General features: G+C 53.3%; 22 protein-coding genes. 18 read left to right on the forward strand and 4 right to left on the reverse strand.

Going from position 1 to position 25011, the window contains the following annotated elements:
- Window positions 1-24: 24 nt before the first annotated feature.
- Together accD and ACWB12_RS02990 are read right to left on the reverse strand one after the other, a co-directional pair.
- On the reverse strand, window positions 25-972 hold the full coding sequence (gene accD, locus ACWB12_RS02985; RefSeq protein WP_479528574.1) for an acetyl-CoA carboxylase, carboxyltransferase subunit beta: 948 nt from the start codon (window positions 970-972) through the stop codon (window positions 25-27).
- Window positions 973-1034: 62 nt separating this feature from the next.
- Entirely contained in the window at window positions 1035-1916 is an 882-nt protein-coding gene (locus ACWB12_RS02990; RefSeq protein WP_479528575.1) for a lysostaphin resistance A-like protein, read from the reverse strand.
- Between the two features lie 74 nt (window positions 1917-1990).
- On the opposite strand from ACWB12_RS02990, the gene ACWB12_RS02995 reads away from it, so the two are divergent.
- Window positions 1991-2239: a ParB N-terminal domain-containing protein gene (locus ACWB12_RS02995; protein WP_479528576.1), complete on the forward strand. Its 249-nt coding sequence runs from the start codon at window positions 1991-1993 to the stop codon at window positions 2237-2239.
- 276 nt (window positions 2240-2515) lie between these two features.
- Window positions 2516-2938: a DUF6484 domain-containing protein gene (locus tag ACWB12_RS03000; protein WP_479528577.1), complete on the forward strand. Its 423-nt coding sequence runs from the start codon at window positions 2516-2518 to the stop codon at window positions 2936-2938.
- A 75-nt stretch (window positions 2939-3013) separates the two neighbouring features.
- Here ACWB12_RS03000 and ACWB12_RS03005 read toward each other — a convergent pair whose 3' ends face one another.
- On the reverse strand, window positions 3014-3382 hold the full coding sequence (locus tag ACWB12_RS03005; protein WP_479528599.1) for a DUF2169 domain-containing protein: 369 nt from the start codon (window positions 3380-3382) through the stop codon (window positions 3014-3016).
- 117 nt (window positions 3383-3499) lie between these two features.
- Between ACWB12_RS03005 and ACWB12_RS03010 the strand changes: the two genes are divergently transcribed.
- Genes ACWB12_RS03010 through ACWB12_RS03020 form a run of 3 tightly spaced genes read left to right on the forward strand, consistent with a single transcriptional unit; the run spans window position 3500 to window position 6121 of the window.
- Window positions 3500-5059: a caspase family protein gene (locus tag ACWB12_RS03010; RefSeq protein WP_479528578.1), complete on the forward strand. Its 1560-nt coding sequence runs from the start codon at window positions 3500-3502 to the stop codon at window positions 5057-5059.
- The gene (locus ACWB12_RS03015) at window positions 5029-5700 is read left to right on the forward strand and encodes a hypothetical protein (protein ID WP_479528579.1); all 672 of its coding nucleotides are present in this window, start codon (window positions 5029-5031) and stop codon (window positions 5698-5700) included. Before ACWB12_RS03010 ends, ACWB12_RS03015 begins: the two co-directional genes overlap by 31 nt.
- 4 nt (window positions 5701-5704) lie before the next feature.
- Entirely contained in the window at window positions 5705-6121 is a 417-nt protein-coding gene (locus tag ACWB12_RS03020; RefSeq protein ID WP_479528580.1) for a hypothetical protein, read from the forward strand.
- A 3-nt stretch (window positions 6122-6124) separates the two neighbouring features.
- On the opposite strand, the gene tssH is transcribed toward ACWB12_RS03020, so the two are convergent.
- Window positions 6125-8845, reverse strand: coding sequence for a type VI secretion system ATPase TssH (gene tssH, locus ACWB12_RS03025; RefSeq protein ID WP_479528581.1), 2721 nt, complete (start codon window positions 8843-8845; stop codon window positions 6125-6127).
- Window positions 8846-8994: 149 nt separating this feature from the next.
- Here tssH and ACWB12_RS03030 point away from each other — a divergent pair, with 149 nt between their 5' ends.
- From ACWB12_RS03030 to tssM, 13 genes are all read left to right on the forward strand, one after another.
- Window positions 8995-11109, forward strand: a complete 2115-nt coding sequence (locus ACWB12_RS03030; protein ID WP_479528582.1) for a protein kinase domain-containing protein — start codon at window positions 8995-8997, stop codon at window positions 11107-11109.
- A gap of 115 nt (window positions 11110-11224) precedes the next feature.
- Window positions 11225-12334 (forward strand): type VI secretion system protein TssA, encoded by a 1110-nt coding sequence (locus tag ACWB12_RS03035; RefSeq protein ID WP_479528583.1) that lies wholly within the window; start codon window positions 11225-11227, stop codon window positions 12332-12334.
- 32 nt (window positions 12335-12366) lie between these two features.
- Entirely contained in the window at window positions 12367-12903 is a 537-nt protein-coding gene (gene tssB, locus ACWB12_RS03040; RefSeq protein ID WP_479528584.1) for a type VI secretion system contractile sheath small subunit, read from the forward strand.
- Window positions 12904-12905: 2 nt separating this feature from the next.
- On the forward strand, window positions 12906-14414 hold the full coding sequence (tssC, locus tag ACWB12_RS03045; RefSeq protein WP_479528585.1) for a type VI secretion system contractile sheath large subunit: 1509 nt from the start codon (window positions 12906-12908) through the stop codon (window positions 14412-14414).
- Window positions 14415-14464: 50 nt separating this feature from the next.
- The gene (locus ACWB12_RS03050) at window positions 14465-14953 is read left to right on the forward strand and encodes an Hcp family type VI secretion system effector (protein ID WP_479528586.1); all 489 of its coding nucleotides are present in this window, start codon (window positions 14465-14467) and stop codon (window positions 14951-14953) included.
- Window positions 14954-14976: 23 nt separating this feature from the next.
- Window positions 14977-15693, forward strand: coding sequence for a type VI secretion system baseplate subunit TssE (gene tssE, locus ACWB12_RS03055; RefSeq protein WP_479528587.1), 717 nt, complete (start codon window positions 14977-14979; stop codon window positions 15691-15693).
- Window positions 15693-17576, forward strand: coding sequence for a type VI secretion system baseplate subunit TssF (gene tssF, locus ACWB12_RS03060; RefSeq protein WP_479528588.1), 1884 nt, complete (start codon window positions 15693-15695; stop codon window positions 17574-17576). The genes tssE and tssF overlap by 1 nt, the downstream gene beginning before the upstream one ends.
- Entirely contained in the window at window positions 17540-18619 is a 1080-nt protein-coding gene (tssG, locus tag ACWB12_RS03065) for a type VI secretion system baseplate subunit TssG (protein WP_479528589.1), read from the forward strand. The genes tssF and tssG overlap by 37 nt, the downstream gene beginning before the upstream one ends.
- Window positions 18616-19869: a type VI secretion system-associated FHA domain protein TagH gene (gene tagH, locus ACWB12_RS03070; RefSeq protein WP_479528590.1), complete on the forward strand. Its 1254-nt coding sequence runs from the start codon at window positions 18616-18618 to the stop codon at window positions 19867-19869. Before tssG ends, tagH begins: the two co-directional genes overlap by 4 nt.
- 1 nt (window position 19870) lies before the next feature.
- Window positions 19871-20329, forward strand: coding sequence for a type VI secretion system lipoprotein TssJ (gene tssJ / locus ACWB12_RS03075; RefSeq protein ID WP_479528591.1), 459 nt, complete (start codon window positions 19871-19873; stop codon window positions 20327-20329).
- A gap of 18 nt (window positions 20330-20347) precedes the next feature.
- The gene (gene tssK / locus ACWB12_RS03080) at window positions 20348-21682 is read left to right on the forward strand and encodes a type VI secretion system baseplate subunit TssK (RefSeq protein WP_479528592.1); all 1335 of its coding nucleotides are present in this window, start codon (window positions 20348-20350) and stop codon (window positions 21680-21682) included.
- Window positions 21683-21685: 3 nt separating this feature from the next.
- Window positions 21686-23062: a type IVB secretion system protein IcmH/DotU gene (gene icmH, locus ACWB12_RS03085; protein WP_479528593.1), complete on the forward strand. Its 1377-nt coding sequence runs from the start codon at window positions 21686-21688 to the stop codon at window positions 23060-23062.
- Window positions 23063-23137: 75 nt separating this feature from the next.
- Window positions 23138-25011, forward strand: a 1874-nt coding sequence (gene tssM / locus ACWB12_RS03090) for a type VI secretion system membrane subunit TssM (protein ID WP_479528594.1), incomplete at its 3' end; no start/stop codon positions are given.

Genomic DNA, 25011 nt, shown 5'->3' on the forward strand with positions numbered 1-25011 from the left:
GGATGGCGTCAGAGGTCGGCGCGTTCACTTTGCCGCTGCTTTTTTATCCGCCTGCTCATCAGGCTTGTCAGCCTTTTTCGCGGATGCCTTATCGGGTGCGGGCAAATCGCCCATCACAGGCGGTGTCAGGCCCATCAATATGCGGATGATGGTGATCAGTTCGTTCCGGATGTCCTTGCGGTGGGTTACACGGTCCAGCATGCCGTGATCCAGCAGGTATTCGGACCGCTGGAACCCTTCGGGCAGCTTTTCACCGATGGTTTGTTCGATCACGCGGCTACCCGCAAATCCGATCAACGCATTCGGTTCGGCGATTTGCACATCGCCCAACATGGCATAGGACGCGGTGACGCCGCCGGTTGTCGGGTGGGTCAGAACGACGATATAAGGCAGGCCTGCCTCTTTTAGCATCTGAACTGCAACCGTGGTGCGGGGCATTTGCATCAGCGATAGGATACCTTCCTGCATCCGCGCGCCACCGGCTGCGGAAAACAGCACAAATGGGCGTTTCAGCTTCACCGCGCGTTCTGCCGCCGCAAGAATGGCGTTACCGACATACATTCCCATTGATCCGCCCATAAAGGAAAAATCCTGTGCGGCGGCAACAATCGGCGTGCGGCCAATCTCGCCTTCAACCACCAGAATGGCGTCTTTTTCACCGGTGTTTTTCTGGGCGATTTTTATCCGTTCGGGGTATTTTTTCTGGTCCTTGAATGTCAGAGGGTCCAGCGCCACTTCGGGTACGTCGATTTCCGCGAAAATACCACCGTCAAACAGGGCCGCAAACCGTTCGCGCGGGGTGATGCGCATATGGTGGCCACATTCGTTACACACGTTCATGTGCTCGACCAATTCACGGTGAAACAGCATGGTGTTGCACTCAGGGCATTTGGTCCACAGGTTGTCCGGCGTTTCACGGCGCGAAAAAATCGAATTGATAGTCGGGCGGACGTAATTGGAAATCCAGTTCATCGGGCAAGCACCTTAAGCGTTTTGTTCGTATCCGAGATAAGCTGCGTTTGGTCAAATTGCAATCAACGGTCAAGGGCAATGCGCAAAATTCGCCAAACCACCAGCAGCAGGATCAGGTTTATACCCAGTTCAAGCGGGAGGGCAGATATATCGGATTTACTGTATGGGGTCACATATAACGCTAGTCCATTGATCGTGTCTTGCACTGAAATGATCAACATTGCAAAGATGTTGTTGGTGAAATGCAAGCCAATGGCCGCCCCGAGGCTGCCGGTTTTTTCGGTCAGATCCGCTGCGATCATGGCGATGGTAAAGGTTACGACCAACACCATCCACAGGTTGCCCTCCAGCGATTTATCGTAGTGCAGCGAGGCAAACAGCAGGGATGGTAGCACCATCCAGATCAGGCGCGAATTAAAACGGGCGGCGAGCTGTTGTTGTAAATAGCCGCGAAAGATCAACTCCTCGGCGCTGGTCTGGATCAGGATCAGCGGCAGGGCGTAGGGCAGGTATTTTAGCCATTCGTTCAGCGGTAGATTGGATAGGGGCGGTTCAATGTAAAATGTGACCGCGCTGTAAACAGCATAGACCAGCAGAACGATGATCACTGTCGTGAAAAACCCGCGCAATGTTGTTGATAACGGCCCGAACAACGTGCCCGGCCCGCGCATGTGGCAGGCAGGTGCGGCGATGATCGGCCCCAGCGCCATGCCGATGAAGGTGAACAGCATGATCAGGGTCGGCACCGCCCCCTGTGTGGTCATCACCGCATTGGCCCAGCTGAGGAATTTGAACGGGGTCGCATAAGCAAACCCGCCCCAGAACACCAGCGCCATGAACCCCAGATAGATGAACAGGATTAACACGATCCCAAGGATCAGCCGCCAAATTTGCGGATACAGGCGGGCGGGGGCGATGTAGGCTTCAAATTCGGGTGTGCGCATAGGGGAAGCATTCAGCAATGTTAGGGGTTGTGCAAGTGGGAAATGTGGTAACTATTACCCAAAGGAGGCCTGATATGCTCGTAAAAGAATCCTTCCCGATTGCTTTGGTCCGCGTGCCTGTAAAGCGCGCCAAAACACTGGAGGACGCCAAGGTGCAGGAAATTGCCGAAAGTATATTGGAAGAGGGCCAGACCACGCCAATCCGTGTGCGCAAAAGCAAGGATGGTTATGTGCTGATCGAAGGGTTACACCGGCTGGAGGCGCTAAAGGCGCTGGGCGAGGAAACAGTGGACGGGTATCTGGTGCGGGCGGTGCAGCATTGAGGAGGACGTATAGGCGCGTAGCCTTATTTGCCGACCTTTCCATGATCACAGTCCCTCTAGGGAACCGAATTTTGACAAAAATGGCGCTTGATTTTAGACGGATACCACTCACTGCATTTTACCTGTGTTGATGGCCCTCAAGATGGCATTGATACCATCGTTCGTATAGACTGAGACGGGTTGTTTTGCGTGGGTTTGTGGTCACGATATCTCGCATATTGGTATTACGCTCAAAATATGCGATACTTCTGCCCAATCGAAAGTGATTGTCACGGTATGGATATAAAAGAACAAATAGATGGCGTAGTCATTGGTGTGATGCTGGGGTTTGAGAATGACAAACCGCTGGTGGTATATGCTGGTAACCCCAAAGATCACGCTGTAGCTGCACGTAGCTTGACCGGCCTTAGTGCAAATGATGTCGGTGCCGAGGTGGCGCTGCTGTTTGAAGATGGCGACTTTTCCCGCCCGCTTATCATTGGCAAAATCGTTGATCTCGCCCGTGACACTCCGAACCCTGCTGTAATCCGTGACGGCGAACGGGTAAGCGTGACCGCGAAGGAACAAATCGAACTGCGGGTTGGCAAAGCCTCGATCGTGATGAAAAAGGACGGACACATCACCATCCGCGGCACCTATCTGGTCAGCCATGCGTCGGCGGCCAACCGCATCCGCGGCGGCTCGATCAATCTGAACTGATGGTCGTTCCGGATCTGAGAGAAATCATCTGACAACACCCGAACACATCAAACATCTTGGACCAGCAGCCAACCTTTAACCCAACGCGCACAGTTTTGACGGGCTTGCCTTCGGGGCATATGTGCATCCATTTGAAACTATGTCACAGGCCTTTTTAGGAAAGGCGATATCGCCTTCCCAACGGGTTGCAGAATATCCTGGTTCACCCGTGAATTCGTCCGCCATAACCAATGGTTTCTGGACCTCGCTTGGCACGGGTTCCTGTTGCGAATTATCAGGAAAATCAAAGATCCCCTTGATCACAAGTGATACAAACTCGCGTCCGGATTTCCCATGCCCACCGTAAATTCGCTGCCATAGCGTGTTTGATTGTAAATTCGCATTTGCGGTCTCGCTGCCACGTCGCGAGAAAGGTAAGTTAAAAAATTGGCGTCTAGACTGAATGCAAGAGACGCGTAAAAACTAGGTTTGGTCCAGTCTTGGATAAGGCTGCCCCTATGCCAATGATCCTTTTCGTGGTATGTTGAGTTTTCTCTTTGGGCCGCGAAAAGGATTCTATCGGTGGTCTTGATACGATATATTTTCATACTTTTTATTTTGACCGGCCCTGCATTTGCCACGTCGGATCGCGTTGCTTTGCTAATTGGCAATGACACCTATGGTGCCCCGTCACTAGCTTTGGATAATCCGATAAATGATGTTGCGACTCTTGATGTGGCACTAACCAAATTGGGCTTTCGGGTGACCCGTGCCGAAAATATGGGCCTGGCCCGATTGAACGCGACATTGGAAACCTTTGAGAAGGAGATGCGTGAAGCGGATATTGGGCTGGTGTTTTTTGCTGGCCATGGAGTGCAGATTGATGGGGAAAACTACCTGCTTGCTGCTGATTTCAGCGTTCTGGATTTGACCGAAGTAAAACGAAGATCCATTACCATGTCCCAGTTGAGAGACCGGTTTTCCCGTGCCAAACCCAATCTGGGGGTAATCATTCTGGACGCTTGTCGCAACAATCCTTTTTCAGCCGCGGGCATGACCGAAAAAGGGTTGGCACGATCCCAGGGGGGGGCGGGGTTGTTGATTGCTTATGCAACAGATCCTGGCAATGTCGCCTATGATGGCAAAGGCACAAACAGCACCTTTACCCGCGCCTTGGCAGATAATATTGCAACCCCGGGGGTAGAGGCGCGACTGATGTTCGGGCGTGTTCGCCAACAGGTTCTGCGGGATAGTGACGGCGCACAGATTCCTTGGGTCGAAGAGGCCGTGGTGGGAGAGTATTTCTTTAATCCGGCATCGATTGTTCGCATAAACCAGGCCAGCCTGAAAAATGAAATTGCAGCTTGGGAAGAAGCTGGGCGGTTGGCAACTGTTGCTGGGTACAAAGGTTTTTTGGTCCAGTTTCCAGACAGCATGTTTGCAACAATCGCCCAAGATCGGGTAACGCGCATCCGCGACAGGGGACCGGTAACAAATGGCGCACAAGAAAATATTCGGTATCAAGTGACTGGCACCGATCGGCCTAGAATCGTTGCTGGGTTGACCTTGCTTGGATTTCTAGCAGAGGGTGGAACACGGGGCACTTCGGACGCAGCCTTGTCTGATGCGTTGGTGCGCTATAGCGCATTTTCAGATACTGATGGCAAAGTGGTCACGCCCGATGCGGTCTACAGAGATGCGGCACAACTGACGGTGATACTGGCAGCCCAAACAGCACAACGTATCCGCACCGATTTAACGGCATTGTCCGGCATCGAGAAGACATTGGATATTGCAAAAGGTGCCGTTGCCCAATTAGAGGAAATGGCACAACAAAATACAGAAGCTGCAGCACTTCTTCCTGACGCGAAAGCGGATATTGCCGCCATCAATGATGCGCGTGAAACTGTGTTGGTCAGGCTTGATAAAAACAGATCATTTTACACGCGCCTTCTGGAACGTGCTGGTACGCATTTTGCACCGTATCTGGATTATGCTATGATCGGGCTGACATCATCCGCGGGCCAGTCAACAAATTTGGGGCAGGACGCGGCGGTTTTTTTAGATCATGTTGCTGAAATTAATTCATCCGAGAAGAAAGGAAGTTATTCATGGTTATTAGATTTCCTACCAGAGGCATAATTATTCTAGCGTCCGCGCTTGGTGTTGCGGCCTGCGATTCCCCGTCAACGCAGGTACCGGTTACACAAGCACGATCCGGCACATCTAAGGCCGAGCGTGATTTGGCAAAACAGGCAAAAGCGTTTCAAAAGACGGTGGCGCAAGGGATTGCCGTAGGCGTGACGGTCACATTCATCGGTGGCGGAAAATCGTTAAAACCTGGTGGTTTGCTTCTAATCGGAGTGCCGCTTGGGGCGGTGGCGGGCACTTACGTTGCCTTCCTTCAGAAGCGCTATGCCAACAAAGAGAGACGTTTGGAAAAGGCACGCGATGACGTTGAAACCGCAAACAAGGAATTGGAGGCCGCAATCGCAACAATGCGTGTCGTTCTGGCACAACAGCGTTCAGAGCTGGCAGCCATCCGGAAAACAACCGGAAACAATACCGCACTGGCGCGTGAGGTTACCGAAGCGCAAGGGAATTTGCAAAATATGGAACGTGCTATAGACGGGGCCGAAGGTTGGCGTCGTGAATTTAGCGCTTCCAGATCGGTGCTTCAGGTTGAAGGGCAACTGGCCGGCATTGATCCGGGCATCGCTGCCCTTTCCCAACGAATTTCAACTATGCGAACGATCGCCAGTAGCCTCGCAAACGAGATTTAGAAAAATGAAAAACCCAATTTCAATATCAAAACCCCTCGTAGCAATAACACTGTTGCTTTCAGCCTGCGCAACATCGGAAGACCCTGCTGACGGGGGGTTCTTTAACGGCGTGAATGGTTTGGCTGGTGGCGGCTATCAGGCGCGTGTGGACGAGCGCGAGGGAAATCTGGCCAATGCTGAAGTCCGCAATGCCAAATTGACTGGCCAGCTTGCAGCCTTGCGCGGGCAGCACAGTAACCTGAAAACCGAGATCATCCAGAAGCGTGCTGCGCTGCGGGCCAACGGGGTGAAACTAACCGCCGCATCTGAGCGTGACGTGCAGGAAGTGATCAGCGCCAACCCGCAAAACGCCGCCGCCTTGCGCCGTGCCATTGCTGACGCGCGCGCACTTTCTGCCGAACTGACGCGGCTATCTGGCTAACATCTACTCAAAGCTATAGCCAAAGCCCGCGTCACTGCCGGTCACGATCACTTTGGATAGTACTTCGCCCTCCAGCGTGCGGTTCAACACCTGTCGGCTAAGTTCTGGCAACAGCGTATTGGTCAGAATTGCATCAATCATCCGTCCGCCGCTTTCAATCTCGGTGCAGCGTGCCTTGATCAGGTCCATTGTGCCGTCGCCAATTACCAATTCCGCATCATGTCCGTCCAGCAAACGCGCCGCGATTGAGCGCAGTTTGTGGCCAGCGATTGCCTCGATCATTTCGTCAGACAGTGGATAATAGGGGATCGTCACAACACGCCCCAACAGCGCCGCCGGAAATTCCTTTAACAAGGGCGCGCGCAAGGCCGAGGTCAGCTCATCCAGATCGACCTTTTTCTTTCCATCATCAGTCATCGCCATAATTTCATCTGAACCAACATTCGAGGTTAGCAATATCAGCGTGTTCTTGAAATCTATCCGGCGGCCTTCACTGTCGTCCATCATGCCCTTGTCGAACACCTGAAAGAAAATTTCATGCACGTCGGGGTGGGCTTTTTCCACCTCGTCCAACAATACCACAGAGTATGGGCGACGCCGCACCGCTTCGGTCAGGATACCGCCCTTACCATACCCCACATAACCGGGGGGCGCACCTTTCAGGGTCGATACGGTATGCGCCTCTTGAAACTCGCTCATGTTAATCGAAATCAGGTTTTGTTCGCCACCATACAACGTTTCGGCCAGCGCCAATGCAGTTTCGGTTTTGCCCACACCGCTTGGCCCACACAGCATAAATACGCCGATTGGCTTTTCCGGCGCACCCAAACCGGCATAAGAGGTTTGTATCCGGTTCGAGATCATTTCCATCGCATGGTCCTGCCCGACTACACGTTCCGATAAAATGCCCGCCAATTGCAAGGCGCGTTCGGTTTGACTGGCCAGCATCCGACCCGTGGGGATACCTGTCCAGTCTTGCACGACTGCCGCCACAGCATTTCGATCAACCGACGGCAGGATCAAAGGTTTTTCACCTTGGGCTTCGGCCAATTCGGTGTTTTTGGCGCGCAGAAGTTCGAGCTTCTCGTCCCTATCCTCGTCGGACAAGGCGGCAGGCTTGGGCAACTCTTCATCTGCCTCAACTTCCTCCTCCTCGGATGGCGTTTCACCGATCTCGCCAGTATCGTCAAGCGGCTGCCCCGCCCCGCGCAATTGGGCACGTAATTCCAGTATTTCCTCAACCAGCCCTTTTTCGACCTCCCATCGCTTGCTTGCAACAGCCATATCTGCTTCGGCTTGCGCCAGATCGGCAGTAATCTTTTCCATCCGTTCGGTGACATCAATGCCGATAGCCTCTTCGCGCTCAGCGATGCGTTTTTCGATTTCAAGCGAGGCTTGGCGGCGCTCGATATCCTCGACCTGTGCTGGCGTCGCATGTTGGGAAACTGCGACACGGGCACAGGCTGTATCTAGTAGGCTGATTGCTTTGTCTGGCAACTGGCGCGACGGAATATAACGATGCGACAGTCCAACAGAGGCCTCGATTGCTTCGTCCAGAATTTCCACCAGATGGTGTTTTTCCAACACGCCCGCCACACCGCGGCACATGCGGACGGCGGCTTCTTCCGAGGGTTCCTCAATTTTTACCACCTGAAACCGGCGGGTCAGGGCCGGATCTTTTTCGATGTGTTCTTTATACTCGGACCATGTGGTTGCGGCGACTGTGCGTAACTCGCCACGCGCCAGTGGTGGTTTTAGCAAATTGGCCGCATCCCCTGTTCCCGCAGCACCACCAGCCCCGATCAACGTATGGGCCTCGTCAATAAACAGGATAATTGGAACGTCCGAACTTTTCACCTCTTCAATCACCGATTTTAGACGCTTTTCAAACTCGCCCTTTACCGAGGCTCCGGCCTGCATCAAACCGATGTCCAGCATGTGTAACTCGACCGCACGCAGTTGTGGTGGAACATCGCCGCGCGCCAAACGCTGCGCAAACCCTTCGATCACTGCCGTTTTGCCAACACCAGCCTCGCCCGTCAAAATCGGGTTGTTCTGGCGGCGGCGCATCAGGATATCAATGATTTGCCGGATCTCCATATCGCGCCCGACAACCGGATCAATTTCGCCTGCGCGTGCACGTTCTGTCAGGTTGGTTGCAAATTGATCCAGCGCCGATTGGCCACCCGGTTTCTTTTTCTCAACCGGCTTTGCCCCGTCACTTAATCCTTCGACAGAATCAACCAGCAGTTCATCTAGTTGTGACGCCATTGCGGCTGCGTCAATCTTGTCAAACTCAAGACTGATCTTATACAGTAACCCTTCCAGTACCGGCACCTGAAGTGCACCAAGCAACAGATAGGCAGACCGCACAGCTTCATCGCCAAATTCAAGCGACCCAAAATTCCAGGCCTCTTGGATGGCCCGAAAAATATGGTCTGAAAACTCCTCGACTGATGATGCGCCATGCGGCAAGGCATCAGTCGCCCGTGCCAGATCAGAATCAAGTTTATCTAAATCTATTCCGGCAGAAAGCGCTAGAATCTCAAAATCAGAATGCTCGCTTCGCAGCAGTTCAGTTACAAAATGTATCAATTCCACATAGGGGTTTCCGCGCGATTTTGCCTGTTGGGCGGCAGATGAAAATGCCTTTAAGCACAATGGGTTAAGCTTGCTTACAAGCTCTTTTCGTTTTACAGTTTCCTGTGAACCACGTTGGGCCATAATATGTGCCCCCTTTTGCTAAATTCAATTTTGAAGAGGTTCACTGTTGAAATGCTTGGGTGAACTTCCGTAAGGTCAGCGTATTCTTAATTTATATAAAATGCGAGTTTTTTGCGCTTGATGCGCGTGTTTCCACCGGAGTGCCTGCCATGATCGACCCAATGCAGTCAGATATTTTCCAGCGCGGTCAGATTTTGAATAACACCTACGAGATCGAGGGAATCCTGGGGCGTGGAGGCACAGGAGAAGTGTATCGGGCCCGCAATCAGATTGTCGGCCGGGTTGTTGCGATCAAGGCCCTGAACGCGCAGTTTTCCGGCCGATCAGACTACATTGAACTGATGAAGCGCGAGGAACAAATGCGTAGCATCATCAGCGACTCTGTGGTGCGGTATTCCGAGTGTTCCCGCACCGACGAGGGGCACGTATTTCTGGTAATGGACTTCATTGACGGACCTTCGTTGAATGACCTGATGGTATCGCGTCGCGTTGATGCAAAAGAGCTGTTTATCATTGCGCATCGCGTGACCGAGGGACTGGTCGCAACCCACGCAAGCAGCATTGTCCATCGTGATTTATCGCCCGATAATATCATCCTGCGTGGTGGCACCCCCGAGGCCGCAGTGATCATTGATTTTGGCATCGCCAAAGACACCACAACCGGTGCACGGACAATCGTTGGCAATGAATTTGCCGGAAAATACGAATATGCTGCCCCCGAGCAATTGGACGGGCACGCTGAAGAACGATCCGATATATATTCTTTGGGCGCGTTGTTATTGGCCGCGTATCGCGGCGAGATTCCTTTCCCTGGTGCAACCCCGGGCGAGATCGTACGCCGCAAGCAGGTTCCATTGGATACCTCGGATGTGCCAGAGCCACTAAAGGGGTTGATTGACTGGATGTCTGCCCCCGAAATAAGTGACCGGCCCGCAAACGCACAAACGCTATTGGACCGGATTGGGCAGGACCTAAAGCCGCTAGATCGTCAATCACGACCAGCCGCGGCCAGGAAACGCAAAGACAGGACGGGCGGGGCGGGACGCACTCTACGCAAATTTTTCGGTGTGCTGGTTATCGTAAGCGCAGTTGCTGGTTTGTATTTTTCCGGTCTTCTGGACGATTACATCAAAGAGCCGTTGCCAGTGGCTGCGCCCTATCGATTGTCGGCTGCATTTGATCCGGCTGGCGAACGCACCCTAACTGCCAATGCCCCAAACACCGAAGCCGAGGCTGTGTTGCGTGGTGCATATCGCACGGCAACTGGGGCTGATCCTGCTTCTTCTACCATATCATTGGCAACGGGTATGCCATCGATAGATTGGCCCAAGCATATGCAGGGTGCGCTACACCTTCTAAAGCCATTAATAAGCTGGCAAATTGAGGTTAATGATACGCGCGTTACGATTACCGGTTTGGCCCCAGATATTGCCGCACGAAACACAGTTGCGGTTGCTTTGAAAAGCTGGGCGGCCAATGCCGGATATGACATTTTCACTGATGTGGCCGCCGGTCCGGAGAACCTGCTGGCTACCAACATTCAGCCAGCGCTGGACAGTTTGAAAACATGCGGCCCACTTGTGCAAGCAGCAGGCATTGAGGCCGAGTATTCCCTGTCAGATACTGTTGTTATTACCGGAAATGTAATGTCTTTGCAGGACACCAAAAGCATCGAACAGATATTAACTCCGGTGATTGGGGACCGAAAGCTGAGGTTTGATACCAATTCCTTGAATGATGAGATTTGCAAAATTCGCAATGTGTTGCCAACAGTTCCAACGCAAAACATCTCGATCTGGCTGGGTGACGGGGATACAGGTGCGCCAAACTTGTCAGGCGTTTTCACCGTAGGACAAAATCCGATTGTCGAGGTGCAGATGCCGTCAAACATTTCGGAAGGCTCGCTATGGGTTATGATCATCGACACCGATGGCGAGGTTTATCACATCTTGCCAAATATCAATGCGACCGAACATTCGCTGGGCAATCTTGGAACAGTTGAAGGGGGGGTGCGTCGCATTCGGGTGTTACATTCGGTTGCCGCATTTCGTGCCGATCAGAATTTGCGCGCATTTCTGGTTTCCGAGGAGGATTTTGGCAAAAGCGAAATTGTTGCCATCCTGTCAAAGGAACCCCTGTTTGACACCCGCCGACCGGGAACAGAAAGCGTCGCTTCGGTGGCTCAGGCCCTAAGTGATGTATTGCAAAACGGACAAGGAGAAATTGTTGGCCTTGCTACGCGGATTATTGACGCAAGAAGGTAAGGATTTCCCTACGTTGCACGAATCGTTGTTATTTGCGACAGTGGTTTACGTTAAGTAACTTAAATATCCGTTTTATACTTGTTTTTTATATCTGCATAATGATTGTGGGGCGAAGGTGGAATTACATCACTTCCTTGCTCCGGTGGAAAATGGCATCCCATCCGGAGTCGACCTTAGAAATGACGCACGGTTCCATGCTATCGAACGCTTGATAGCACCTGCCGCGAAAGAGAATCGAACTGCGTCCGATGAGACCAGCCCCGATGTTTCGACATCGGTCGATTGGGATGACGTCCAGACAAAGTCAATCGAGCTTGCCGCCGAAGGACAGGATTTACGTCTGCTGGTGATCGTTACGCGGTCTTTGTATCACACCGACCAATTTGCGGGGCTTGCCAAAGGTTTGGACACGATGACCCAGCTGATTGACGCGTTTTGGGAAACGTTGCACCCAACATTACGAGACCGCCCTACCCCAAAAGAATCTGCACTTCGCCGCACAAATGCATTGATGCAGTTGGAGAATGATGAAACCGGCCTGCTGGGCGATATGGAATATTTGCCCGTTTTTACCCTGCGCGGTCTTGGTCCGGTAACTGGCCAAGATTTGGCACGTGGCACAATGAATGCAGATCAAGTTCTGCGCGAAGGCCCGTCTGGGCTAGGTCAGGCAGAACAAGAAGCCCAAAGTGCTGAGCATGGTGAGTTGGTAAGCCGTGTTAAGGCTTCGTGCCGTGCTTATGCCTCGGAGCAGGCCGAGGAAATGGAGGCATTGCGCAAGGGCGTCACTGATTGCGTGGCCGCATTAACGGCACTTGAATCAAAATTGTCGGAAAAACTGGGCGGGAATGGTGCAGGCGTTAAATTCAATGCGCTGGCGCAGTTTTTAGATCGGGTGGCATTGACGCTTGCCGTTTCAGAGAACGGAGACGAGGAGATGGAGACAGAAACCACACCGATCGAAATAACCCCTTCAAAAGATGCCGTTGCCAAAGGATCACGTTCCGCACCGGGCACGATATCAACGCGCAAAGATGTCGAGAAATATCTGGATATGATTATTGCGTTTTACGAGCGCACCGAACCCTCAAGCCCAATCCCGCATTTAGCACGCCGCATGCGGCGCATGGTGCCAATGGATTTTATGGAGCTGATGAACGAGGTCGCGCCAAGCGGCATGAAAGAATTCCGCAACGCTGCGGGTGTGAATGACAAAGGAAAGTGAATTAAAAGAATTTAACAGGAAAGGCCAATTCAATGAGTGATAGCAAACAAAAGGTCATCGAACGCAATCGCGCACCGCGTGTGCAAATTGCCTATGACGTTGAACATTACGGAAGCCCGACAACAATTGAGTTGCCATTTGTGATGGGCGTTATGGCAGATCTGGCAGGGGCATCTGAAACCAAAGAAGCCCAGAAACCCGTTGTCGACCGCGCGTTTGTCGAAACCGATGCCGGGCGATTTAATAAATTCATGGGTGCGTTGGCACCACGCATAAAAGCACGTGTTCCAAACAAGTTGCCGACCAAAGAAGGTGAAGAAGCGGACGAAGAGATATTCATAGATGTCTCGTTCAAGAACATGGGCGATTTTTCCCCAGATAAAGTGGCTGAGCAGGTACCGGCAATGGCCGAACTGCTGAAAACTCGTCGTCAACTGGAAGAGTTGCTGGGTTATATGGACGGCAAAATAGACGCGGAAAAACGTGTGGCCCAACTGTTGTCCAATGAACCGCTTCTGGCACAAGCCGCCGAAGAAGCAATGAAATCCGCTGGCGCAGAGGAGGAATAATTATGGCTGAAGCAAAAGAAAAAGACGCAGGTGGTGCCGAAGCAGAAGCATTAGACCTAGGTGAATTCAGCGCGCTGCTGGAAAAAGACTTTCGGGTCAAGGAATCGCAAAGCGAGAAACTGCAATCTTTGGTGCAGAACCTTGCGCTTGCGGCCACTGAAAAGGCCGGTTCGGCAACGATTTCGGGGAATGCGGTCAAGTCAATCAAATCTCTGATCGCCGGCATCGACAGCATGATGTCTACGCAAATGGATGAAATCATGCATTGCCCCGAAGTGCGCGAAATGGAAGGTACTTGGCGCGGGTTACACTATCTGGTCAACAATACCGAAACCGACCAAAAGCTGAAAATCCGGGTGATGAATATCACCAAGGACGAGTTGGCGGATCATCTGGAGGATTACGAGGGCCAGATGTGGGATCAGTCCGGCGCCTTCAAGAAAATATATTCCGATGAATATTCGATGTTTGGTGGTGAGCCATTTGGCGCAATTGTCGGTGCTTATGAGTTTTCGCAACATCCGCGTGATGTTGGGTTATTGAAAAACCTGTCGGGCATTTGTGCCTCGGCCCATGCGCCGTTCATTGCAGCCGCGGCGCCGCAATTGTTCCGTATGGATAGCTGGCAGGAACTGCCCAATCCGCAAGATCTGGAACAGATTGTATCGTCGCCTGATTACGCCTCATGGCAGAGCCTACGGGAAAGCGAAGACGCGCGTTATATTGGCCTGACCATGCCACGCGTTCTGGCGCGTTTGCCATATGGTGCGGAAACAGTACCGGTCAAAGGCTTTGACTATGAGGAAGACGTTGCGGGTGATCATAACCGGTATACGTGGATGAATGCGGCCTTTGCGATGGGCGTTAACATCAACCGCAGCCACAAACTATATGGCTGGGGTACACAAATCAGGGGCGTTGAATCAGGCGGCACGGTGACCAATTTACCGGTGCACACCTTTCCAACAGATGATGGTTCGGTGGCAATGAAATGCCCAACCGAAATCGCCATTGATGATCGCCGCGAGGCCGAGTTGGCCAAGCTGGGTCTGATGCCGATCCTGCATCGCAAAAACACGGATTTGGCTGCCTTTATCGGCGCCCATTCCCTGCAAGACGACGAAGCCCGTGCAGGCCGTCTGGTCGACCCGGACGCACAGGCTAATGAACGACTATCGGCCAACCTGCCTTATCTGTTCCCTGTCTGCCGCTTTGCCCACTACCTGAAGGCAATCGCACGTGACAAGATCGGCACGTTCAAAGAACGTGGCGATATGCAGATATGGCTAAGCGAGTGGATCAACCGATACGTGCTGGCGAATACGGCAATGGCAACTGACAAGCAAAAAGCCAAACGTCCACTGGCGATGGCCGAAGTAGAAGTCGACAGCGTTGAAGGCCGACCTGGTTATTACAACGCGCGTTTTTATCTGCGGCCCCACTACCAACTTGAAGGGATTAACGCGAGTCTCCGGTTAGTATCGGAACTTCCATCGGTGAAGGGCTCGTAAGGGTTCTCACCAAATTTGCATAATTATTTACTTAAGGAAGGAATAGAGACATGGGAATTACTGGATATTTGGAAATCGCCGAAATTCCGGGCGAATCTTTGCGCGCGGAACATGAAGAACAAATTGATGTTCACGGGGCGCATTGGAAGATCGCACAAAAGAGCGGCACATCAATGGGCAGCGGGCTAACACAGGCCCGCGCCGAAGTTGGCAGCCTGACGGTATATAAATGGTATGATGCGGCATCGGCCTATCTGGCACATTCCAGTATGCGCGGCACATCATTTCCGGAAATGATCTTTTACGCACGTAAGGATTCAGGCGAGGCGCATCTGGACTATCTGACGATCACGATGACGAACTGCATTATTTCAGGTTATGATATGGAAAATGACGGCAGTGATCCAGACGTTCAGATGATCACCGAAAAAGTGTCTATCGCATTCGAGAAGGTCAAAATTCTTTACACTGTTCAGGCCGAAGATGGCTCGGCCGGTGACGAGCATGAGATAGAATATGACATCGTGGCGGGTGCCTAAACCCTCTGTGTAAAGAAAATCAAATGTCAGATACCAACACTGATCTTCAATCCCGACGCGAGGCGGTCCAACCAAGTTTGTGGGACCGCCTTATCGACGATTTGCCTGGGCTGGTTGCTGAATCCGGTTACCAGCACACGGCACTTTTGAAGGCGCTTGGAAAAGAAAAACTGGAAAAAATATTAAAAGGTGGCGCAAGGGCGGTCGAGCAGGCGGATGATCTGGATGACGATACGCGTAAACGGCTACACAAGTTGATTGCGCAAACCACGCGACGCAAACACCTTGAGGCGAGCGGCATCGTGGTCACCGCAGATGTTCTACGCGAGGCCGTTCGGCGAGACATTGAAATGCTGTTCAACATCGAGCGGCTAGAGGCACAGTTTTTGCTGACTGATCACGAGATGGCAAACACGACTTCCCCCGCCGAGCTGTTGGCAGATTTCCCGTTGGTTCGGCGCAGTGTGGTGAATTATGGTGTGCCGTCGTTTACCGGCAAAACCGGGGATAGTTTCGACCGTGATCGCTTGGCCCGCGAGCTCCGCGACGTGCTGGCTGTGTTTGAGCCAAGGTTAAAGCGTGACTCGATCAAGGTTCGGGTTAACATCAACAAGAAGACCGGTATGAAAATCGAGATTGATGGCGTGTTGATGTTGTCACCTGTCCCCGAGCGACTCCGGCTCTCAACAACAATCGATCTAGATAACGGGCAGGCCATAACTGCATTTGAGGATAGCTAATGGATCGTGCATTTCTATCATATTACGAGGACGAACTGTCACATATCCGCGATCAAGCAGCGGAATTTGCGACAATGAATCCAACAGTGGCACGCAACCTGTCGCTTGATACTGTGCCTTGCCCCGACCCTTATGTTGAAAGGCTGCTTGAGGGTGTTGCTTTTCTCGCTGCTCGCACACGCGCCAAGGTAGATTCAGAAAGCACTCGCTATGTGCGCAACCTTCTGGACGCGCTATACCCTGACCTGACCGGCCCAGCCCCCGCCATGACCATCGCACAGCTAACGCCGGGACCACAGGTTGAAACTATGCTCTCGGGCCATGTTGTCAAAAAGGGTGCACGCCTCGTTTCGGGCCTGCGCGAAGGGTTGTCGACCCGCTCGACATTCACAACTGCGCAAGATGTCCAACTATGGCCCGTCAAACTGGCGAGTGTTGAATACCTGCAAGACGCGGGCGCTCTCAAGGCTGTCGGTTTATCCGACAATGATATTTCCGAAGCGGTGGCAGGTATCCGCCTGACAGTGGAAGCGACAGGTGCAGGAAAATTATCCAGCCTGACCCTTGATCAACTTGATATTTATCTGGGTGGAAAATCCCGTGGCGGCGCGTTGTTTGACGCAATCTTTGGATATTGCCACAACATCAAGGTGCGTCCGTCGCGTGGCAAAAAATCAGGCCCGTTTAAGTCTGTAAATCCACCAGAAATGATTGGAATTCAGGACAACGAAGCCATGCTGCCTCGCGTGCGGGCCGCCTTTGAAGGCTACCGGTTGCTGCGCGAATATTTCCTGATGCCTGAACGGTTTTACTATGCCCGTTTGGCGGGCTTATTGCCTGTTGTAAGTGAGTGCGAGGATTGCGCTCTCGAATGTGTGCTGTTGCTGAACGAGGCCCGCCCGAGCCTTTCAGATATAGACATGGACGATTTGCAGTTGTTCACCACACCGCTGGTCAATCTGTTTGAAAAAGAATGTAACATTGTTGAACTTGACCCGCGCACTCACAGCCACGTGGTTCATGCGGACCGCACACGCCTGCGTGATTTCGAGATTTATCGCCTATTGCGGGTTGAAGATGCGGATTCCGATGGGTCCGAGGCCCGTATCCAGCCGCTATATTCCGCCAGCCAAAAGCGCGGTGGCGGGTATGTTTATGCAACCGAGCGGCGGCCACGACGCCCGGGCGAAGACGAAATTCGGCGTGGACAGGCCCGTACAGGGTATCCAGGCGATGATTTCTTTGTATCGGTTTCGCGTATGCCTGATGCAACAACACAACCAACGCTAAAGCGCCTTGATATTCGCGCACTTTGCACAAACCGCGATTTATGTGTGCTGGATGATGCACCAACTTTGACAATGGAAAGCGGCGATCCGGTCGGCGAAATCAGATTGCTACAGGCGTTTCAACGACCAAGACCTTCCCTATCCCTGCGCGCACCACAATCCATAGGGGCCGAGGCGCAAATGGATGATATCGCGTGGCGCCTGATTGCCCAGCTTAGTCTGAATTACCTGTCACTGGCGGAAGAAGGCAAAGATGCAGAACCGTTGCGCGCAATGCTGGATCTTTATGCAGACCGTGGTGATCCGCGCCTGGCGCGGCATGTGAAGTCTATCACAGAGATTTCCTCCAAACCTGTGGTTGAACGATTGGGGATTGCTGGCCCGATCTGTTTTGGCCACGGGATCGACATCACGCTGCATATCGACGATTCCATACTGGTTGGAAATAGTTCGCTGTTGCTCTCGGCATTGCTCTCAAAACTGTTTGCCCGTCACGCCTCGATCAATTCATTTGTTAGAACCCGTTCCTTCCTGACCCAAGAACAGGAGGATGTGGTATGGCCAATGACACCCGGCAACCGGAAAATAATCTAGATGGTGAAACAGCCCTAAAGATTAATGCCGAGCTGGCTAAAGTCACCAGCTTTTTCGAACTGCTCAAGCGGGTAGAAAGCCCGGGAAAACGCTTTGGCCGCACTGGGGGTCCCACACGCGAGCCGGCGCGTCTGGGGCAAGGTGTGCGCCTGTCTTTTGCCACCCGCGACATTGAGGCAATTGAATGGGACGAGGAAACCGGACAACTTATCATCAATGTCTATGTGTTGGGCCTGCTGGGACCGGAAGGCCCGATGCCGCTGCATCTTACCCGCTGGGTGATGAACCGGCTGTCAAATCGTTGGTTTAGTGGCGAGGATGAAGGCGCAAGTTCGGACAGGGCATTCCTGAATTTCTGTAATCTGCTTCAACACCGAATGATCACGCTCTTTTGGCGGGCTTGGGGCGATGCCCAGATGGAAGTGCAGTTTGCCTATGATGGTGGCGGGCGTGTTGGCGCAACATTTCGTGCGTTATCCGGTATTGCTATGCTTGGGCAGATTGAAGACCGCTTCAGTCAAGATAGTGAGAAGTTACGCCATGGCACGTCACTAGCGAACGAAGCCTATGGGATTGAACGGTTGTCAAACTATCTGGCTGACACCCTTGGCGCGCCAGTATCTGTGCGGGAATTTATTGGTGTCTGGACCGATATCCCCAATGCGCTGCAATCACGTCTTGGAACGGCTTATCCGCAACTTGGCTCAAATCTGGTGGTTGGCAAACGCAGCTTTGGACGTCAGGATCGCGCCGAACTGCAGATTGGCCCACTTTCGCTGACACAGTTCACCGAACTGTTTTCGGATAAAGATGCTATTGCACGCCTGCGTCATGCAATCATCTATGCCGTTGGCCTGCAAACCGAATACGATCTGCGGCTGGTTCTAGACAAAACCGAAGTGCCCGAAGCCCGCTTGGGGGCGTGTCAACTGGGCCGCACCATATGGTTAAACCCAGACAACAGGACAGACGCAGAAGACCTGCGGCTGGTTCGGATCACAGCACCAGTTGAAACAGTTGATAATATAGGGGCGGCAGCATGACATTGACCCTTGTTCTGGAACACGCACCGCATCGGCAACACGCAAAAACCCATGTTTATCAAGGGGGCGAGTTGACAATTGGGCGGGGCGATGACGCTGGTTGGCAGATTGATGATCCCGACAAATTCATTTCGCGCCATCATTGTGTGATTTCAGATCAAAACGGGAAGTTCAGCGTGACAGATGCCAGTTCGGGCGGGCTGTTTGTAGACGGGACCACCACCGCACTCGGCCCCGGAAATTCGGTCGAACTGGAAAATGGAATGCGCCTGAGGATGGGTGACTTCGTAATAAGGATCGAGTTAGAACAGGAAAACCCCGCCAGCACTAGCAGTAGCAGTTCCCACCACGTGCGCAAACCTTCGACCTCTATCGGGTTCGAGGATGACGATTTCTTTTCGATGAAATCCAAACCTGTTGAGCGCACCGAGCGACCCGAAACATTGCCCGACCCATTCGAGGGCAATAGCGGCGTGCAGAACGGGTTCGAGACCCCCAAGGAACAAGAAACAGCGCCCCCGCTTTTTGATGACGCCTTCACACTTGATCCGGTCTTCAGCCCAAGCGAACCAGTGCCCGTTCACCAGCCCGCCCCCGTTGCTGCTGATCCTCCGGCACCTCCACTACAGCCAGCAAAGGTAGAACCTGCCGCTGTACCGGTACCGGTGCAGCAGGATGCGCTGCTTGCTGCCTTTTTTGACGGGTTGGGTTTGGGGGATGATATGATCCCCGTTGCCAATCAGGCCGATGAAATGCGCGAAATGGGCAAACGGTTTCGCCTGTTGGTCGGTGGGGTGATGCATATGCTGCGCGCCCGCGCCAAAGAAAAGCAGAACGTGCGTGTGGCCCAGACAATCATCGGGGCGCAGGATGTTAATCCGCTAAAATTTCTAGCCACCACAGATGATGCGCTTGAGGCTTTGATAAAACCACGCGGCAAAGGGTATCTTGAACCTGATGCCGCGATTGAGGCTGCTTTTCGTGACCTTGCAGACCATCAGCTACGCACCTGGACCGCGCTCCAGTCTGCATTGCGCCGGATGATCGACAACTTTGATCCTGACGCAATTGAAAAAGAAATGGAAAACACCGGCCTGCTCGAGGCACTGCTCGCTGGCGGGAAAAGTGCGAAGCTGTGGCAGCTGTATGAAGAACGATATCAGGAAATTGCCAAAGCGGCAGAAGACCGGTTTTTGGGTGAGGTTGGGTCAGATTTTAGAGACGCATATGAACAAAACAGGAGGAATTGATATGACGATTAACAGACGTAATTTTGTGATTTCCAGTGGCGCAGTGCTGACACTTGGTGCTTGTGGTGGCCCCCAAGGGCCGGGTGCTGTGACAATCAGCGCGAACGGGACATCAGGTATGAATCCCGGTCCGGATGGCAGTGATCGTCCCTTAACGCTAACTGTGGTCCAGTTAAAAAGTTCGGCTGCGTTTGATAGTGCCGATTTTTTCGCGCTGCAAAACCCATCCGCAGCACTGGGTGGCGATTTGCTAAAGGCGGATCAGATTGTTCTGACTGCTGGTACGTCGGCAAGCAAAGTGATCGGCATCGAGGCGGGTGCAGCTTTTATTGGCGTTATCGCCGGTTTCCGCAGCCCAGCCGGAAAAATATTCCGCTCAAAAGTAGCTACGCCTGCCAAAGGTGATGCGGGCGTCACAATAACGGTCGGGTCAAGCGGTATTTCGCTTGTCTCCGTATAAGAAAAGGGTAGCCGTCTGATGACAGACAAAAACAAAGTCGTCTGGTCCGAAGGGTTGTTCTTAAGAACGCAGCACCTTCAACAACAAGACCGGTATGTCGAGGGGTTAGTGCATGGTGCGATGCAGGCCTCGGCGTTGCAAAATTTCGGGTTTCGCAGCCTGACGCTGGATTCTACAGCGCTTGAAGCAGGGCGCATCGGGATTGAAACAGCACGGGGCATATTTCCTGACGGCACCCCCTTTGCCATTCCTGAAACGATGGATCCACCTGCAGTCGTGCCGGTAACGGCAAAATCGGAATCCGGCCTTGTGTCGCTGGCTATTGGGCTTGAAGCACCAGGCAAGGCAACAATAGATGCTGCCCATGCTGAACCAAGCGGTGCGCGATTGCGAGGCGAGATGACCACCGTGCGTGATACCATCCGTGGAGGGGCTGATCCTGAAGACATAGAAGTCGCGCGGCTGGCCCCCCTGATTATTCTGCCTCAAGAGGATGCCGCCGGATATATCAGCCTGCCAATCGCACGGATTGACGGGATAAAATCTGACGGGGCAGTTGCCTTGGACGATGGGTTTTTGCCCCCTGCATTGGTCATGGCCGCTGCCCCAAGGTATGCGCAATTCGCCAAAGAACTTGTTACCGGTCTTGATCGTATCGCCGAGGCCCACAGCGGACTGGTTCTGGGGGGGGCAGGGCGGTCAATTGAAAACCTGCTGATCCTAGAGTTGGCCAATACCGCCCGCCCCCGTATCGCGCATATGCAAAGTAATGATTTGTTCCATCCCGCAGAATACTTTTTGGAGCTGGCCGGACTGGCTGGACGCATGGCGACTTTCGGGTCTAACTCGCGCCGCCTAACAGAGTTTCCGGTCTATGATCATATTGACCCGCAGCCGGCATTCGAGGCATTGGTCGACACTTTGCGTTCGCTCATTCTGTCGCTGCGCCATGTTGAACCGAAATCGCGCGCACTGCCTGTAGCGCGCCATTCCAAGAACGTGTGGAAGGTGCGTCTCGATAACCCGGAGCTGCTGAAAAACAGTCGCATTGTTGTGCGTGTAGGCTCGGATATGTCCGAAGAAATGATGCGCAAGATATTTGTTGATCAGGCAACCGTCGGGGCAGCAGATGAATTTGAAAAGCTGTGGAAATCCCGCCTGCCCGGTATTGCACTTCGCCCGCTCCACTCGCAACCGCGTGAAATCCCGTATGACGGGGACCGATTGTGTCTGGAACTGGACCGTAAATCAGAACACTGGGCGTCATTGATAGATGCGCCCGGGTTTGTCATCGGAGTTTCTGGCAAGCTGGAGAACGAACCCGAGATAGATTGCTACGCAGTGAATAGGTAAGCCATGACCAAAGATGACCCATTCGGGCTATCCAATGATGCGGGACGCACCCGTATCCGCCCCACCAAAAGCAAGCGTCAGCCTGTTGTGCCTACGCGTGGGTCATCACATGGTGCAATGTCGGGTAATGCATCGGCTAGCGGCGAGCCGATTGAACGTGTGCGCCAAACCCGCGCCAATAGCAACGCGTTGATCGAAGCCTTTTCTGCATTGCTCAGCTTTGCGCCGGAACTGGAACGTGCGCAGGCACCCGATAATGCCGAAGTGCTACGCGCGCGGTTGCTTGAAAACCTGACCTACGCCCGCGATGCAGCAGTGGGCGAAGGCGTGCCATTAACCCGTGCCGATCAGGGGGCGTGGTTTGTTGCGGCACTGCTGGATGATCTGGCAATGAACACACCTTGGGGTGGGCACAGTGATTGGCCCGGTCAGCCGCTTGTGGTAACGCTTTACGGCGATGTCGATGCGGGCGAGCGGTTTTATGATCGGGTCGAGGATTTGCAGCGCTACCCAGACCGCGACCGCGATATGCTGGAGCTGGCATATATGTGCCTATCGCTGGGGTTTCGCGGCAAACACCGCGTCACCGGTGCCGCTGGCGAAGGGGCGCTAACCCAGATCAGAAGCACGATCGCCCGCACCCTTCGCCGCCCCGATCAGGACGCGGCACCCCTGTCACCGAATTGGGTGGGGGTAAAAGCCGCGGACGAACCTCCGCGTTTCATCATACCGCTCTGGACTATCGGGGTGGCGGCGCTGGCCTTGATGACGGCAACCTACATTCTGCTGGGCATCCAGCTGTCGAACAAAGGTGAACAGCTATATAAACTTGTCAGTTTTCTACCACCAAACGAGCGAGCTGTAATCTTCAGACCGGTTCGTGATACCGCCCCGCCCCCCGTGCTTACGATTACGCCAGTATTGATCGAACTACTACCAGTCATCACCGCAGCCGCCCCCGAAAACACCCGCACAGCCCTAAGCGGACGCGAAGACATTTCATTGGCAATTGTGGTTGTGCAGGCCAAATCACCCGAAGTATTTAGGTCGGCCAAAGCCAGCCTGAATAAAGAATATGCGCCATTAATCGCCTCTATCGCCAAATCCATTCTGGACAATGGCGAAGTCATTGGCGGTGTAACAGTTGTCGGCCACACAGACAGCATTCCGGTTCAACGCAGCAATCCATTTGCGACAAACCAACGTTTGTCCGAGGCCCGTGCAGAAGCAATTGCAGCGTTGTTGATCAAAGCTGGGGTTCCTGCCGAGTTGGTCAAATCGCAAGGCCGTGCCGCCAGCGAACCTATCGCCGATAACGGCACCCGCGAAGGACGTGCGCGCAACCGGCGGGTTGAAATCATCATTGAGAAGAGGCTTTAGGGCATGGGATTTTTGAAAACCATATTTAGCTTTATTTTTTCTCGATTCCTTTGGACGCTCATCGGGATAGTAATCTTGTGCCTGTTGATCTGGCTTTACGGGCCGCTGGTCAGCGTTGGCGCGGTCGAACCGCTGGCGGATGAATTGACCCGCGTGATTGTCATCGGCGTGATTGTCATTTTCTGGCTGATACGAATGTTGTTCAAACAGCTACGCGCCGCCAAAGCCAATCAGGTTTTTGTAGCCGAACTCGCCGCGCCAATTGATGAACCTGAACATGCGCCGGGAGAAGAAAACCTGGCCGAAGTGAACCAAAAGTTCGCGTCAATTCTGGAGCAGATGAAACGATCAAAACTGGGCGGGCGCAAGTTTTTGCGTGAAATGCCGTGGTATATGATCATCGGCCCGCCCGGAACAGGCAAAACGACCGCCCTGCGTCAATCGGGTCTGCATTTCCCAATTGATCTGTCAGATGATCTAAAGGGCGTTGGCGGCACTCGTAATTGCGACTGGTTCTTTACCGAAGACGCGGTGCTGGTCGATACCGCCGGACGATACGTTCAACAGCAAAGCGAGCCGGATGTTGATGCCGCCGAATGGCTGGGTTTCCTTGATATGCTTAAAAAGCATCGCGGTCGACGTGCGCTGAACGGGGTGATCCTGACCATATCGTTGCAGGAACTGATGGAAGACGAGGCAAGCGTGCGCGAGCACGGGCGCGAAATCAGAAAGCGGCTGGCTGAATTGCGCGAGCGGTTGGAGATTCAGTTGCCGGTCTATCTGATGATTACCAAGGCTGACCTTGTGCCGGGGTTCGAGGCATTTTTTAATGATCTAACGACGCAGGAACGTGAACAGGTCTGGGGGGCGACGCTGGCAACCGAAACGCGGGTTGACGGCGTGACCATCGAGCGCGAAATGAAAGCGTTACTGGGTGGGCTTGAGGATCGTCTGGTCCAGCGGATGGCCCAGGGTAACACTCTGTCTGAGCGTGGTGAGATGTTCCGCTTTCCGGCGCAGATGGATGCAATTACCGGGTCGCTGAAATCCTTGATCGATACCATCTTTGGCGAGAGCCGCTATGAAGAAAGCGCGTGGTTGCGCGGGTTTTACTTTACCTCCGCCACGCAAGAAGGCTCGCCAATTGACCGCATGGTGGGTGCAATTGCCGGTGCTTTTGGCCTACGTCCGGATGCCCCCGAAACGCGTCAGCACGGTGAAAAACGGTCGTTCTTTCTGCGCAACCTTTTATCGGAACTGATCTTCCCCGAGGCTGGCCTAGGCACCTTTGACCCCAAAGCCGAAGAACGTCGCCGCTGGGTTTGGCGCGGCACGCTGGCCACTTCTGCACTTGTGAGCATTCTGGCGGGTTTGCTGTTTCTGTTCTCATACATGCGTTATTCCGGCGGCATTGCCGATCAAGAACGCCAACTTACCGCGCTACAGGGTCGCCTTGCCAATGTCGCTGCCCGCCAAGCACCTGTTGATCCGCTCGACCTTAACCTTGCGCTAGCAGCAATGACTGACGTTATCGGCAGCCAAACAGAAATTGCGGGGAACGCTTTGACGGTGGCGGGGCCTTCGGCCAAAAGTGAAATCAACCACGCCAACCAATTGGCTTATGATCGCTCGCTGCGGAATATTCTTGAACCAAGGATGCTGGCGCTTCTTGAGGCCACAATGTGGCGCGAAATCCGCAATCCGGACTATTTGCTCGGCGCCCTAAAAACTTATCAGATGATGACAGGCCTTGCCCCCTTTGACCGCGCATTTGCGGAAAACTGGTGGCTGAATGAGCTGCCTAATCAGGCCCCGATCAACCCGTTCCCGACCGATGCGGCATTGCTGTTTCAAGTTGATGCAATTGGACGCCTTGCGCATGACGAGAGAAAATTTGAACCAGATACAGCACTTGTCACGCTGGCACTTGATAGCATCTGCACCATCCC

It is taken from the genome of Profundibacter sp. (genome assembly GCF_056498605.1).